The 12998-nt window shown below is 66.1% G+C and carries 11 protein-coding genes; 5 read left to right on the forward strand and 6 right to left on the reverse strand.

Annotation, left to right across the window (positions count from 1 at the left end; all coding sequences use genetic code 11):
• Positions 1–19: 19 nt before the first annotated feature.
• Both ACKWRH_RS04320 and ACKWRH_RS04325 read right to left on the reverse strand, forming a co-directional pair.
• Positions 20–1810, reverse strand: coding sequence for an acyl-CoA dehydrogenase C-terminal domain-containing protein (locus ACKWRH_RS04320; RefSeq protein ID WP_445219461.1), 1791 nt, complete (start codon positions 1808–1810; stop codon positions 20–22).
• Between the two features lie 40 nt (positions 1811–1850).
• Positions 1851–2237 (reverse strand): nuclear transport factor 2 family protein, encoded by a 387-nt coding sequence (locus ACKWRH_RS04325; protein ID WP_028151642.1) that lies wholly within the window; start codon positions 2235–2237, stop codon positions 1851–1853.
• 196 nt (positions 2238–2433) lie between these two features.
• On the opposite strand from ACKWRH_RS04325, the gene ACKWRH_RS04330 reads away from it, so the two are divergent.
• Positions 2434–3036, forward strand: coding sequence for a PadR family transcriptional regulator (locus ACKWRH_RS04330; RefSeq protein WP_445219462.1), 603 nt, complete (start codon positions 2434–2436; stop codon positions 3034–3036).
• 12 nt (positions 3037–3048) lie between these two features.
• Here ACKWRH_RS04330 and ACKWRH_RS04335 read toward each other — a convergent pair whose 3' ends face one another.
• Entirely contained in the window at positions 3049–3798 is a 750-nt protein-coding gene (locus tag ACKWRH_RS04335; RefSeq protein WP_445219463.1) for an outer membrane protein, read from the reverse strand.
• Between the two features lie 322 nt (positions 3799–4120).
• On the opposite strand from ACKWRH_RS04335, the gene ACKWRH_RS04340 reads away from it, so the two are divergent.
• The 3 genes from ACKWRH_RS04340 (at position 4121) to ACKWRH_RS04350 (ending at position 9696) form a co-directional block, all read left to right on the forward strand.
• Positions 4121–7630 carry a hypothetical protein gene (locus ACKWRH_RS04340; protein ID WP_445219464.1) on the forward strand — a complete coding sequence of 1170 codons (3510 nt, stop codon included), beginning with the start codon at positions 4121–4123 and terminating at the stop codon, positions 7628–7630.
• Between the two features lie 381 nt (positions 7631–8011).
• A complete protein-coding gene (locus tag ACKWRH_RS04345; RefSeq protein ID WP_445219465.1) occupies positions 8012–8929 on the forward strand; it encodes a sulfite exporter TauE/SafE family protein in 918 nt (305 codons plus the stop codon).
• Positions 8926–9696, forward strand: coding sequence for a TIGR02186 family protein (locus ACKWRH_RS04350; RefSeq protein WP_445219466.1), 771 nt, complete (start codon positions 8926–8928; stop codon positions 9694–9696). Before ACKWRH_RS04345 ends, ACKWRH_RS04350 begins: the two co-directional genes overlap by 4 nt.
• Positions 9697–9855: 159 nt before the next feature.
• On the opposite strand, the gene ACKWRH_RS04355 is transcribed toward ACKWRH_RS04350, so the two are convergent.
• Both ACKWRH_RS04355 and ACKWRH_RS04360 read right to left on the reverse strand, forming a co-directional pair.
• The gene (locus ACKWRH_RS04355) at positions 9856–10629 is read right to left on the reverse strand and encodes an MBL fold metallo-hydrolase (protein WP_445219467.1); all 774 of its coding nucleotides are present in this window, start codon (positions 10627–10629) and stop codon (positions 9856–9858) included.
• Positions 10630–10642: 13 nt separating this feature from the next.
• Positions 10643–11554 (reverse strand): DMT family transporter, encoded by a 912-nt coding sequence (locus ACKWRH_RS04360; RefSeq protein ID WP_445219468.1) that lies wholly within the window; start codon positions 11552–11554, stop codon positions 10643–10645.
• Positions 11555–11652: 98 nt separating this feature from the next.
• On the opposite strand from ACKWRH_RS04360, the gene ACKWRH_RS04365 reads away from it, so the two are divergent.
• The gene (locus ACKWRH_RS04365; RefSeq protein ID WP_445219469.1) at positions 11653–12516 is read left to right on the forward strand and encodes a LysR family transcriptional regulator; all 864 of its coding nucleotides are present in this window, start codon (positions 11653–11655) and stop codon (positions 12514–12516) included.
• Between the two features lie 135 nt (positions 12517–12651).
• Here ACKWRH_RS04365 and ACKWRH_RS04370 read toward each other — a convergent pair whose 3' ends face one another.
• The gene (locus tag ACKWRH_RS04370) at positions 12652–12993 is read right to left on the reverse strand and encodes an MmcQ/YjbR family DNA-binding protein (protein ID WP_445219470.1); all 342 of its coding nucleotides are present in this window, start codon (positions 12991–12993) and stop codon (positions 12652–12654) included.
• Positions 12994–12998 lie beyond the last annotated feature (5 nt).

Genomic DNA, 12998 nt, shown 5'->3' on the forward strand with positions numbered 1-12998 from the left:
ATTGGCGAAGCGGGAAGCCTCAGAAAGCTTCCGCCGGCAGTTCCATGATGGTGGCGCAGCCGGCCTGGATGCGGGCGAGATTGGCGGCGGTCTCCGGCAGCACGCGCTCCATGAAGAAGCGGCCGGTGACGAGCTTGGTCGAGAGATAGGGCGTCGCTCCGCTCTCGGCAATCTTCGCCTGCGTCACCTTGGCCATCTTCGCCCACATGTAGCCGAGCGCGACGAAGCCGAAGAGATGCAGGTAATCGGTTGCGGCAGCGCCAGCATTGTCCGGCTTCGCCATGGCGTTCTGCATCAGCCAGGTCGTGGCCTGCTGGAGATGGCCGAGCGAGGCGGAGAGCGGGGTGATGAAGGGTTTCAGCGCCTCGTCGCCGCCGTTCTCCTTGGCGAAGGTCATGACCTCGCCGAAGAAGGCCATGATGGCGCGGCCGCCGTCGCGCGGCAGCTTGCGGCCGACGAGGTCGAGCGCCTGGATGCCGTTGGCGCCTTCATAGATCATCGCAATACGCGCATCGCGCACGAACTGCTCCATGCCCTGCTCGGCGATGTAGCCGTGGCCGCCATACATCTGCTGCGCCTGCACCGCGTTGGCAAAGCCGTAATCAGTAAGGAAGCCCTTCAGCACGGGCGTCATCAGGCCCATGTGGTCGTCGGCGGCCTGACGGTCCTTGGAATCCTCGGAACGATGGGCGACGTCGCTCTTCAGCGCGGTCCACATCACGAAGGCGCGCGCGGCCTCGTTGAAGGCGCGGATCGAGAGCAGCGTGCGGCGCACGTCGGGGTGCACGATGATCGGGTCGGCCTGCTTGTCCGGCGCCTTGGCGCCGGTCAGCGAGCGGCCCTGAATGCGCTCGCGGGCATAGGCGACCGCGTTCTGATAGGCGACCTCGGACTGCGCGAGACCTTGAACGGCGACGCCGAGGCGGGCCTCGTTCATCATCACGAACATGCCCTGCATGCCCTTGTTCTCTTCGCCGATCAGCCAGCCGGTGGCGCTGTCGTAGTTCATCACGCAGGTGGAATTGCCGTGGATGCCCATCTTGTGCTCGATCGAGCCACACACCACGCCATTGCGTGCGCCGACCGAACCATCAGCATTGACCAGGAATTTCGGCACCACGAACAGCGACACGCCCTTGATGCCGGCCGGTGCGCCCTCGATGCGGGCGAGCACGAGGTGGATGATGTTGGGGGCGAGGTCATGCTCACCGGCCGAGATGAAGATCTTCGTGCCCGTGATCTTGAAGCTGCCGTCGGGCTGGCGGACCGCCTTGGTGCGGAGCATGCCGAGATCGGTGCCGCAATGCGGCTCGGTCAGGTTCATGGTGCCGGTCCACTCACCCGCCACCATCTTCGGCACGTAGGTCTGCTTCTGCTCGGGCGAGCCGTGCACGATCAGCGCCGCGGTCGCGCCCATGGTGAGGCCGCCATACATCGAGAACGCCATGTTGGCGGAGATCTGGAATTCGTTGACCGCCTGGCTCAGCGTCACCGGCAGGCCCTGGCCGCCGAACTCGGTCGGCGCCGACAGGCCAAGCCAGCCGCCCTCTGCCACTTGCTTGAAGGCGTCCTTGAAGCCCTTCGGCGTGGTGACGCTGCCGTCATCGGCGCGCTTGCAGCCTTCGAGATCGCCGACACGGTTGAGCGGCTGCAGCACTTCTTCCGCAAGCTTCGCGGCTTCGCCGAGAATGGCTTCGCGCACGTCGCTCGACGCATCGGAGAAGCCGGCCAGATTGTCGTAGCGATCGATCTGGAAGACGTCGTTGAGCAGGAAGTTCACGTCTTCGACGGGGGCTTTATAGATCGGCATAATGGTCTCCCGGCAAGCGGTCTGAAGTGATGATGTAGGCTTATGACTGGGCGGCGGCCAACTGCTCCGCCATCAGGCGGTGCAACATGTTGATCGCCTTGAGCGGACGCACCATCACCTTGAAATGGGTGATGCGTCCCTCGGCATCGAAGGTGATGATGTCGACACCGTTGATCTCGATGCCGTCGATGACATTCTTGAATTCGAGCACGGCGCCGTTGGCGCTTTTCCACTCGCCGACATAGGTGAAGCCGGGGCCGCCGAGTACTTTCTCGGCACTGGCGAGATATTTGAAGGTGATGTCGCGTCCGCGCTGCGGCGAATGCACGACGGGGCTTTCGAACACGGCGTCAGGATGGAGCAGGTCCCAGAGCGCGGCGCGGTCGTGGGATTTCATAAAGGCGTACCAGGAATCGAGGCCGGTCATTCTCAGGTGCCTCCCTTGATCAAAGGCCTTCTTGATCAAAAGGCCTTGGCAAAAACGCGAAAACAACCCCATGCACAGTAGCGCGATGGCCGATAAGGGCGGGTCTGGAGCCCGCTTCATATGCACATTGACGCATATGCACCAATGCGCATAAAGTCAAGTCAATTGGTCGAGACTTCTAAAGGGAGCTGGTGCCATGGCGCTCGGCGACGCAATCCTCGCATGCCTGACGGAACGCCCGATGACGGGCTACGAGCTCGCCAAGACATTCGATTCCTCGATCGGCTTCTTCTGGAAGGCCGACCACCAGCAGATCTACCGCGAGCTCTCCAAGCTGCGCGACCGTGGCTACATCCAGGGCCGCGAGGTCGTGCAGACGGGCAAGCCCAATAAACTGATTTATACGCTGACTCCCGAGGGCCGAACAGCGCTGCGGCACTGGGCCGCGCGGCCGAGCACACCGCCCTCGATCAAGGACGACCTGCTGGTGCGGCTGCACGCGCTCGACAGCATCGACATCGAGCCCATGCGCACCGATCTGATGGCCCGGCTGGAGCACCACCGCGACCGGCACGAGAATTACGAGCGCATCCTCAAGAAGCGATTTCCGGAGGGCTCGGCGTCGGGCGTGCTCGACCTCGGTAATTTGCTGCTGCTTCAGCTCGGTGCCCGCCACGAGCAGATGGTGGCCGATTTCTGCGAGGAGGCGCTCCAGGCGCTGTCGGCGATGAGCGGCAAGGATAAGGGGACCGGCACGGTCGTGCCGCTGGACGACGGCAAGCGCGAGGGGAAGGGCTGAGCCTGCGCAGCCCTAGTACTTCGTGACGACCGGCCTATCCCAGTTGAACCGGACATTGACGCCGGCGCGGACAATGTCGTCCGTCAGCCTGACGTCGCGCGTGACGGCGCCGCTGATCGGCGGATCGACATATCGTTTGCTGCCAAAATCGACGTGCACATATTCGAGCTTGAGGGTCACGGCGCCCCAGGTATCGACATAGGCCGCCCATTCACCACCGAGCCCGGCCGCCAGGCCGGTGCGGGTCTGGGAGCTGGTGACCTGCACCACCTGGTTGGACACGGTGACCTCGGTGCCGGCGAAGGCGATACCGGCCGTGCCATAGAACAGGAACTGATCGAGCGCGTAACCGACACGGCCGCGGAACATATCGATCCACTTTTCCCGCGTGCCGCTCGTCACCCCGACGTTGAAGGGCGGCAGATCCTGCACCTTGCCGTGCTGGTTGGTCCATGATGCGTCGTTCTCGAAGCCGAGCACGGTCTTTTCGATCTGGAAATCGCAGCCGAAGACACCGCCCGCGACAACAGCGCCGCTGAGATTGAAAGTCCCTGTGATCGTCGGCCCGGAGACGTCGCCGGCGCGCCGGACATGCTCGCTCTTGCCCCAGTTGCCGCCGCCCTGGATGCCGACATAGCAGCTGGTCCAATTGTATCCCGCGGGCGCCGGTGCCTTCACCGCAGGCGCTGCCGCCGGGGCATCGGCGGCAACAGCATGCGATGCCAGTCCGGCCGCCATCGCAGCCACGAGCAACCTTTTCATGTCAGCCAACAATCCAGTCAGGCAAGAACCCGCCCGTGGATCGGGCCGTTCTCTATCCCTTGAGACGTGCGGATCGGGCGCGCGGCGAAATCTTTGTCAGGGCGCGCGGCTTTTGGAGCGGGGCCAACGGCGGCAATCGGGTTCCCGACGCCCAACTTTAAGACACCGGCAACGCGTTCCTTAACCCGTTATTTACCGTAACAGGAAAAAGTCGGTTTTCGAGGCAGACGACCCGCGCCAAATCCGATTGTCTTTGCAACCGGCACGCGTGGGGAGGCTGGAGGCGCCGGGTGGGGCGCCGGAGTCGGAACCGGACAGAGTCATGAATTCGCGCGTATCGTGGAGTGTTGACGGCATCGATCCATCCGTCAGGGAGCGGGCCGAAGCTGCTGCGCGTCGCGCCGGCATGTCACTCAACGATTGGCTGAACTCCACGCTCGGCGAGACGGCCCCGCCGAACTTTCGCGGACCTTACGATCAACGCCAAGATCAGCGTCAGGATCAGCGCCCGCAACAGATGCCGAGCCAGGAGAGCCGCGACGTCGCCGACATCCACCAGCGGCTCGACGCGATCACCCAGCAGATCGAACGGATTTCAAAGCCCGCGCCGCGCCAAGACGCTTCACGACAGGACGCGTCGCGGCCAGACGTCTCGCGCGAGCAGGGCGTCGCGCGCCAGCTCAACGACGCTATCTCGCGGCTCGATGCGCGGCTGTCGCAAATCTCAAAGCCGCAGCAGCCTCAGCCGCCGCGGCCCGCACCGGTCGAAACGCGCCAGCGCCAGGCCGATGCGGTCGAGCGCGCGGCCGCACAGGTCTATCGCAATTCACCGCCCTTGAGCCCCGCGTCGTTCGACGTTGCGGTCGCCGAGATCACGGCTCGGCAGAGCGAGCTCGACGGCTTTGTGCCGCGGCAGATGCCGCCGCGCGCCGCACCGTCGATTGCACCGACGGCAGCTCCTTTCGCGCCCCCCATGACATCAATGGCGGCGCCGCCCGCGCCTGCCTATGCACCGCCGCCCCCGCAGCCGGGGCCGGATTTCTCGTCGCTCGAGCGCCATTTGCTCAAGATCACGAGCCAGATCGAGTCGCTCCAGCGCCCTGACAACACCGAGCAGGCAATCAACGCTTTCCGCAGCGAGCTTGCCGAGATCCGCCACGCCATCACCGAGGCGATGCCGCGCCGCGCGATCGAATCGATCGAGAACGAGATCCGCTCGCTGCATCGTCGCATCGACGAGACCCGCTCGTCCGGGACGGATGGCCAGGTCCTGTCGGGCATCGAGCACGCGCTGTCCGAGATCAAGCAGGTGCTGCGCACGCTGACGCCGGCCGAGCAGCTCACCGGCTACGACGAGGCGATCCGCAATCTCGGCGCCAAGCTCGATCTGATCCTGCGCGCCAATGACGACCCGTCGACGGTGCGCCAGCTCGAAGGCGCGATCTCGGCGCTGCGCGGCATCGTCTCCAACGTCGCCTCCAACGAAGCCCTGGCGCGTCTTTCCGAAGACGTGCAGCTGCTGTCGTCCAAGGTCGACCAGGTCACTCGCTCGTCCGGCCCCAGCGACAGCTTTGCCGTGCTGGAGCAGCGCATCGCGGCGCTCACCGCTGCGCTGGAAACGCGCGAGCGGCCGGCGCCCACCGAGAGCAGCGAGCATCTCGAAGCCGCGATCCGGGCGCTGTCGGACCGTTTCGACCGCATGCAGGTCGGCAACGATTCCGCATCGACCTTTGCGCATCTCGAACAGCGGGTCTCGTATCTGCTGGAGCGGATCGAAGCCGCCTCCGATCCGCGCAACGGCAACTTGAGCCGCGTCGAGGACGGGCTGCACGACATCCTGCGGCATCTGGAGCGGCAGCAGGCGACCTATTCTGCGCTGGCGGAGAGCCGCAATTCGGCGCCGTCTGCCGATTCCGGCATGGTCGATCTGGTCAAGCGCGAGCTCTCCGACATCCGCTTCAGCCAGGCCGAGACCAACCGCAGCACCCAGGATTCGCTCGAGGCCGTGCACAGCGCGCTCGGCCATGTCGTCGATCGCCTCTCGATGATCGAGGGTGATCTGCGCGCGGTGCGCACGGCGCCGCCGGCACCCGCACCGCAGCCGATGCCCATGTCGACGTCCATGTCGATGCCGATGGCCGCGCCCATGGAGCCCGCGCCTGTCGCGCGCGAGCCGCGGCAGCAGCCACAGCAGCAGCAGCCGAAATACGATCCGAAGCCGGAGCTGCAGAACCCGGCCGCCGCGCAACAGCCGCCACAGGGCGCCTTCGTCGCCGCGCCGCGCGAATTCCATGCCGCCGCACCGGCCGCGCCGCCGCCGGTGCCAACCGCACCGCAAGTCACAGCACCCTTGCCGCCGCGTGCGATCAGCGAGATCCTCGAGCCGCACACGGCGCCCGCGCGCGCCGCGCTCGCACCGGAGTTGCCGCCGGACCATCCGCTCGAGCCGGGCACGCGGCCGGGCGGCCGCGTCGCCACGCCGTCGGAGCGCATCGCCGCGTCCGAAAGCGCGATCAGCGAAATCCCCGCCGCGCCGAAAGAGCCGGTGTCGTCGTCGAGCTTCATCGCGGCCGCACGCCGCGCCGCGCAGGCCGCCGCCGCGCAGCCGGAAAAGCCGGCCCGTGGTGCCAAGGCCAGTGCCAAGGCAGCTGCCAAGGCGGCCATCGCAGGCCGCGCCAAGGACAAGGGCCAGGAAGGCGGCTCGACCATCACCTCGAAGATCCGCGCGCTGCTGGTCGGCGCGAGCGTGGTCGTGATCGTGCTCGGCACGTTCAAGATGGCGATGAATCTGCTCGATGGCGGCGGTCCGCCGCCGTCACCGCAGGCGATGGAGAATTCGTTGAGCGCACCCGCGCCGCAGGCTCCTCCGCCGCCGGTTGAGACCAAGCCCGCCACGCCCGAGCAGGTCACGCCGTCGATGACCTCGCCGACGCCGATCGGGAAGCAGTCGCTGAATAATCCGGCGCCGGCTCCCATGGCAGGGTCGGGCAGCTCGGCTTCGGTCGAAATCCCGCCGGTCCCCGCGACGCCACCACCGCCTGCGGCGAGCAACGACGTCACCGGCGCGCTGTCGGGCGCGAGCCGCGCGAAGCTTGGCATGATCCAGGTGCCGCCGAGCGAGAAGCTCCCTGACGGCATCGGCGGTCCGGTGCTGCGCACCGCCGCGATGAAGGGCGATGCGACCGCGGCCTACGAGATCGGCGTGCGCTTTGCCGAGGGCAAGGGCGTCGCCGCGAATTACGATGAAGCCGCCAAATGGTACGACCGCGCGGCGCAGGCCGGCGTGGTGCCCGCGACCTTCCGCCTCGGCACGCTCTATGAGAAGGGCCTCGGGGTGAAGAAGGACGCCGACATCGCCCGCCGCTACTACACGCAGGCCGCCGAGCGCGGCAACGCCAAGGCGATGCACAATCTCGCGGTGCTCGACGCCGACGGCGGCGGACGCGGCGCCAATTACAAGAGCGCGGCGCAGTGGTTCCGCAAGGCCGCCGATCGGGGCGTCGCCGACAGCCAGTTCAACCTCGGCATTCTCTATGCCCGCGGCATCGGCGTGGAGCAGAACCTCGCCGAGTCCTACAAATGGTTCGCTCTCGCGGCCGGCCAGGGTGACGCGGATGCGTCCGGCAAGCGCGACGACGTCGCCAAGCGGCTCGATCCGCAGTCGCTCGCCGCCGCCAAGCTCGCGATCCAGACTTTCAGCGCCGAGCCGCAGCCCGACGACGCCGTCAACGTTCCCGCCCCGAACGGTGGTTGGGACAGCGCGCCGCAGGCGAACGCAAAGCCCGCGCCGAAGCCGGTTGCGACCAAGCGCGCAGCCTCGGCGGCGCACTAGACAGTTTTAGTACGCACTTTCCTCTTGTCGTCGCCCGGCTTGCCGCCTTCGCTGAAGCTTCGGCGTGCCGAGCGCTCGTGTGGGCCTCGACGTAGCCTTGGCGGAGCCGGGACCGGGCGACCCAATATTCCAGAGACGCCGGCTTGATGCGGAGAGGCTGCTGGATGCCCCGGTCAAGCCGGGGCATGACAGCGGAGCAAGTGGCGAAATCCCGGGCTCGAAGTGAAACAGCCATCTGATCCTGCTTAGCTCGTTCACCACGCCCAAAATTCCTGATCCGCGCCCCCGCGAATTCCGCTATTGAGGGGCGCGGCAATCGTTCCGACCGTCCGGCGAGCATTCCCGCGCAATTGATCCGTCTCGCCGGAGCTTGGTCCTTCGATGCAGCTCTATCTCCCGATCGCCGATCTGCCGGTCAACATCTTCCTGGTGCTGGCGATGGGTGCGGCGGTCGGCTTCGTCTCCGGCATGTTCGGGATCGGCGGCGGCTTCCTGATGACGCCGCTTCTGATCTTCATCGGGATCACGCCGGCGGTCGCGGTCGCCTCCGTTGCGAGCCACATCGCGGCCTCCTCCTTTTCCGGCGCGCTGTCCTACTGGCGGCGGCGTGCGATCGATCCGGCGCTGGCGAGTGTGTTGTTATGCGGCGGCGTCACCGGCACGGCGCTTGGGGTCTGGACCTTCACGCAGCTTCGCGCGCTCGGCCAGCTCGATCTGATGATCGCGTTGTCCTACGTGGTGCTGCTCACCACCGTCGGCAGCCTGATGTTCTCCGAGGGCCTGCGCGCGCTGATGCGGACCCGTCGCGGCGCGGTGCCGCCACGGCGCACGCACAGCTGGATCCACGGCCTGCCGCTGAAAATGCGGTTCAAGCGCTCGAAGATCTACCTCTCGGTCATTCCGGTCGTGATCGTCGGCATCGTGATCGGCTTCATCGGCGCCATCATGGGCATCGGCGGCGGCTTCATCCTGGTGCCGATCATGATCTATCTGCTGCGGGTGCCGACCTCGACCGTGATCGGGACCTCGATGATCCTGACGCTGGTCACGATGCTGTTCGCGACCTTGCTGCACGCGGTGACCAATCACCTCGTCGACGCGGTGCTGGCGCTGATCCTGATGGTCGGCGGCGTCACCGGCGCGCAGTTCGGCGCCCGCGCCGGCCAGAAGATCCGGGGCGAGCAGCTGCGGCTGTTGCTGGGCCTGCTGATCCTTTCGGTCGGCGTCCGCTTCGCCATCGAGCTGGTGATCCGGCCCGAGGATCTCTTCACCATCCGTGAATTGGGAGTGAGCGGATGATGCGCGCAGCTCTCGCAGTCCTTCTCGTCCTGCTGCTCGGATCGGCCGCGCGTGCCGAGCGACTGATCGTGTCGGTCTCCAACCATCGCGTCACGGTGACGCCGAACTATTCCGGCGAGGAACTGGTGCTGTTCGGCTCGGTCGAGAAGGACGCCTCAACGCCCGCGGACCGCAAGAGCTACGATCTCGTCGTCACCGTGATGGGCCCGCGCGCCGACATGGTGACGCGGCGCAAGGAGCGCACCTTCGGCATCTGGATCAACACCGACTACCGGCAGTTCCTGGCGGTGCCGAGCTATCTCGCGCTGTTCGCCAACCGCCCCTTCGATGTCATCACCTCGCCCGAGATCGCGCGGCGGCAGCAGATCGGGCTCAACAACGTGCTGTTGACCCAACGCGTCAGCGGCGACTATGCCGACGTGGTGCCGAACGATGCGTTCCGCTCGGCCTTCATCCGCCTGCGAACCCAGAAAGGTCTCTATCGCGAGGACCCGAGCGCGGTGACATTCCTGACACCGACGCTGTTCCGCACCGGCATTCCACTGCCGGAGGAGGTGCCGATCGGCACCTATGAGGTGGAAATCAAGCTGTTCGCGAACGGCGCGTTGGTCACCAAGACCGAGACCGCGTTCGAGATCGTCAAGGTCGGCTTCGAGCAGTTCGTCGCGACCAGCGCGCGGCAGCACGGGCTGATCTACGGTCTCGTTACCGCGGCAATGGCGCTGATGTCGGGCTGGATGGCGTCGATCGTGTTTCGGAAGGATTAGCGTCCGTCATTGCGGGGAGCACCACTCTCTCCTCCCGTCATCGCCCGGCTCGACCGGGCGATCCAGTATTCCAGAGGCCTTCGTCGAATAGCTCGCTCTCGCAACGACCGCCGCGGCGTACTGGATGCCCCGGTCAAGCCGGGGCATGACAGCTGAGGCTCACGGCGCCTCAACCACCGTCGGCACGCCCGGCACCAGCAATCGCAACCGGGTCCCGAAGCCGAGCACATCAAAGGTCTTGCGCAGATCCTCGCTGTTCTGGCGGAAATGCGCCCAGCCCTCGGTATGCACCGGCACGATCATCGCATCGGGAAAGGCGCGCGCTGTCTCGATGGTGTCGTTGGTGTCCATGGTGAGGTGGAACGGCCCGCGCGTTTGCGCGGCGCCCGCGAACGGCAGCACCACGCCGCATTTGAAGCGGCGCGCAACCTCGGCGACGCCGTCGAACCAGGTGGTGTCGCCGCTGATGTAGACGTCGCTCGTATCCGTCCGGCTCGAGGACACCACGAAGCCGATGACGTCGCCCGACAGCGGCTCGATGCCGGCCGGGCCGTGGCGCGCCGGCGTCGCGGTGATCGTCAGCGTGTTGCCGTCACGGTCCTTCAGATGCGAGGTCGCCCAGGGCGCGAGGCCCTCGACATGGCCGCCGAGCCGTTTTGCGCCGGCCTCGGTCGTCAGCACGCGCTTCGCGTGTTTGAGAAACGCGCGGCCGGAATTGTCGAGATTGTCGGAGTGCTGGTCGTGGCTGAGCAGGACGGCATCGATCGGGCCGATCGCGTCGGCCTTCAATGCGGGGCCGATTGTCTTCTCCAGCGTCACATGCGGCAGCTGATAGGCGCCCGGCGCATCGAAGGTCGGATCGGTGAGCAGGCGGAAGCCGTCGATCTCGATCAGCGCAGTGGGGCCGCCGATCAGGGTGATGGAAATGGGCATGAGAAAGCTCCTCTTACGCGACGGGCTTTGCGGGGCGCGTCACCAGGTAAATGCCGAGCGCGACCGGAATGATCCCGAGCAGGTCGCGGGCCTCGACATGCTCGCCGAGCACGATGTAGGCGAACAGCATGCCGAGCGGCGGCATCAGGAAATGATAGGCGCTCGCAGCCGTTGCGCCACACACTTTCAGGAGATGAAACCAGAGCCAGTAGGCGAGGATCGAGCCGCCGAGCACGAGGAAGGCGAAGGCGCCGACCAGGCCCGGGGTGAAATCAATCGCGTGAGCGTCGGCGAAGGTGAACGCGACCGGCGTCAGCACGATGCCGCCGGCGAGGTTCTGTACGCCGTTGCCGATCCACAGGCTTCCCTTCGGCGCGAGCAGCTTGAACAGAATCGTACCGGCGACGATGGAGGCGAGCGAGGCCAGGGTGAAGACGATGCCGTGCAGGGAGTCGGTGCCGACCGACAGGCGATGCCAGACGATCAGGGTCACGCCGATGATGCCGAGCAGGAGACCGCCCGCCTTGCGCCAGGTCATGCCTTCGCCAAGCAGCAACGCGGCGAGCGCCGCCGTGAATACCGGATTGGCCGACACGATCAGGCCGCCGAGGCCGGCGGAGACCGATTGCAGGCCGGTGTAGCCGAGCCCGAGATAGAGCGCGTTGTTGGCGATGCCGAGCGCGGCGAAGATCGCGGCATCGCGCCAGGACAATGACCAGCCATCGCCGCGGATCAGCGTCGCGCCGAGGATCAAAATGCCGGCGAGCGAGAAGCGCGCGGCGAGCAGGATCAGCGGCGGGCAATGGGTGACGCCGATCTTGCCGGCGACGAAGGCATAGCTCCAGAGCAGGCAAAACAGCCCGATGGCGAGCGGCAGCGTATTGAACCGGCTGCGGGGAACGGACATCGAAGGGGCGAGGGACATGTGGGCATTCTCCTGAGCCCTCGATCTAGGGAGACGGCTTGCCATTTGGAAATTAAATGATTAACTTTCGATCAGTGGATTTTCGAATGGAGGCGGCCATGCTCGACCTGGAGCTCCTGCGCAGCTTCGTCTCGGTGATCGAGGCCGGCGGCTTCACCCGCGCCGGCGAGCGCGTCCACCGCACGCAATCGACCGTCAGCCAGCAGATCAAGCGACTGGAGGAGGACGTCGGCCAGGTGCTCTTGCACCGCGATGGCAAGGACGTGCGCCCCACTGAGGCCGGCGAACGGCTGCTGTCCTATGCCCGGCGGCTGCTCACGCTCGCCGAGGAGGCGCGCGACGTGCTGCGCGAGCCCGACAGCGAAGGCGCGATCCGGCTCGGCATCCCCGAGGATTTTGCGGCGTACCGGCTGGCAAAACTGCTCGGCGCCTTCTCGCGCTCACATCCGGGTCTGCGAATGGATGTGCGCGCCGACCAGAGCAAGAACCTGTCCCGCGACCTCGAACGCGGCGAGCTCGACCTGGCGCTGTTCAAGCGCGAGGCCGGCGCGAAAGGCGCCATCGCGGTGTGGCCGGAGCGGGTGCACTGGGTCACCAGCAAGAGCCATCCGGTCGACGTCAACGCCTCGTCGGTGCCGCTGATCGGATTTCCGCTCGGCTGTCTCTATCGCGCCGGCGCCATCCACGCGCTGGAAAGCGCGGGCCGAGCCTGGCACATGTCTTACTCGTCATCGAGTCTCGCGGGCATCCAGGCTGCGGTCGCAGCCGGCATGGGCTTAAGCATTTTGTCGGAGATGTCGATCCAGTCCGACCACCGCGTGCTGACGGCGAAGGACGGTTTTGAGCCGATCAATCGCACCGAAGTGGCGCTGATGGCCTCGCCCGGTGCCGGCCCCGCAACGTTGCGGCTGGCGGATCGGCTCGCTGAGTTCTGCGACAACGTACAGGCGAAGGCGGCGTGATTGCGCGAGATGCGTAGGGTGGGTTAGCCGAAGGCGTAACCCACCTCTTGTGCTGCCGCGGAAACATAAGAGGTGGATTACGCCGAGCAGATGCGCTTCGCGCATCTGCAGGGCTAATCCACCCTACGCCACCGTTTACGCGCCGGTATCGAACGCGGCGCGTGCCGTCTTCGAGGCGAGGCCACGCCAGCGCCGCCGCAGGAACGGCTCCACGATCGCGCGCCTGGTCTTGGAGAGGCGGATCAGCACGATCGGATAGTCGGCATAGTGATCGGTGAAGTAGAAGATCTTTGGCTGGCTCTCGACCAGCATCGCGCGCTCGTCGACGGGGACGTCGGGCACGACGAGACTGTCGCCGTCCTCTCTCAGGCGCGCCAGCATCTTCTTGCGTACTTTCAGCGCGGGCGTGCCGTAAGAGGTGCCGTCCTCGACCTCCGGCCACGTCAGCGCAAATTTTCTGACGTCGTCGAAGGTCACGAGAT

It is taken from the genome of Bradyrhizobium sp. Pa8 (genome assembly GCF_052588265.1).

Bases quoted from the DNA above. Each gene is read 5' to 3' on its own strand.
- ACKWRH_RS04320 (WP_445219461.1), bottom strand. From the start codon at position 1,810: ATGCCGATCTATAAAGCCCCCGTCGAAGACGTGAACTTCCTGCTCAAC.
- ACKWRH_RS04325 (WP_028151642.1), bottom strand. From the start codon at position 2,237: ATGACCGGCCTCGATTCCTGGTACGCCTTTATGAAATCCCACGACCGC.
- ACKWRH_RS04330 (WP_445219462.1), top strand. From the start codon at position 2,434: ATGGCGCTCGGCGACGCAATCCTCGCATGCCTGACGGAACGCCCGATG.
- ACKWRH_RS04335 (WP_445219463.1), bottom strand. From the start codon at position 3,798: ATGAAAAGGTTGCTCGTGGCTGCGATGGCGGCCGGACTGGCATCGCAT.
- ACKWRH_RS04340 (WP_445219464.1), top strand. From the start codon at position 4,121: ATGAATTCGCGCGTATCGTGGAGTGTTGACGGCATCGATCCATCCGTC.
- ACKWRH_RS04345 (WP_445219465.1), top strand. From the start codon at position 8,012: ATGCAGCTCTATCTCCCGATCGCCGATCTGCCGGTCAACATCTTCCTG.
- ACKWRH_RS04350 (WP_445219466.1), top strand. From the start codon at position 8,926: ATGATGCGCGCAGCTCTCGCAGTCCTTCTCGTCCTGCTGCTCGGATCG.
- ACKWRH_RS04355 (WP_445219467.1), bottom strand. From the start codon at position 10,629: ATGCCCATTTCCATCACCCTGATCGGCGGCCCCACTGCGCTGATCGAG.
- ACKWRH_RS04360 (WP_445219468.1), bottom strand. From the start codon at position 11,554: ATGTCCCTCGCCCCTTCGATGTCCGTTCCCCGCAGCCGGTTCAATACG.
- ACKWRH_RS04365 (WP_445219469.1), top strand. From the start codon at position 11,653: ATGCTCGACCTGGAGCTCCTGCGCAGCTTCGTCTCGGTGATCGAGGCC.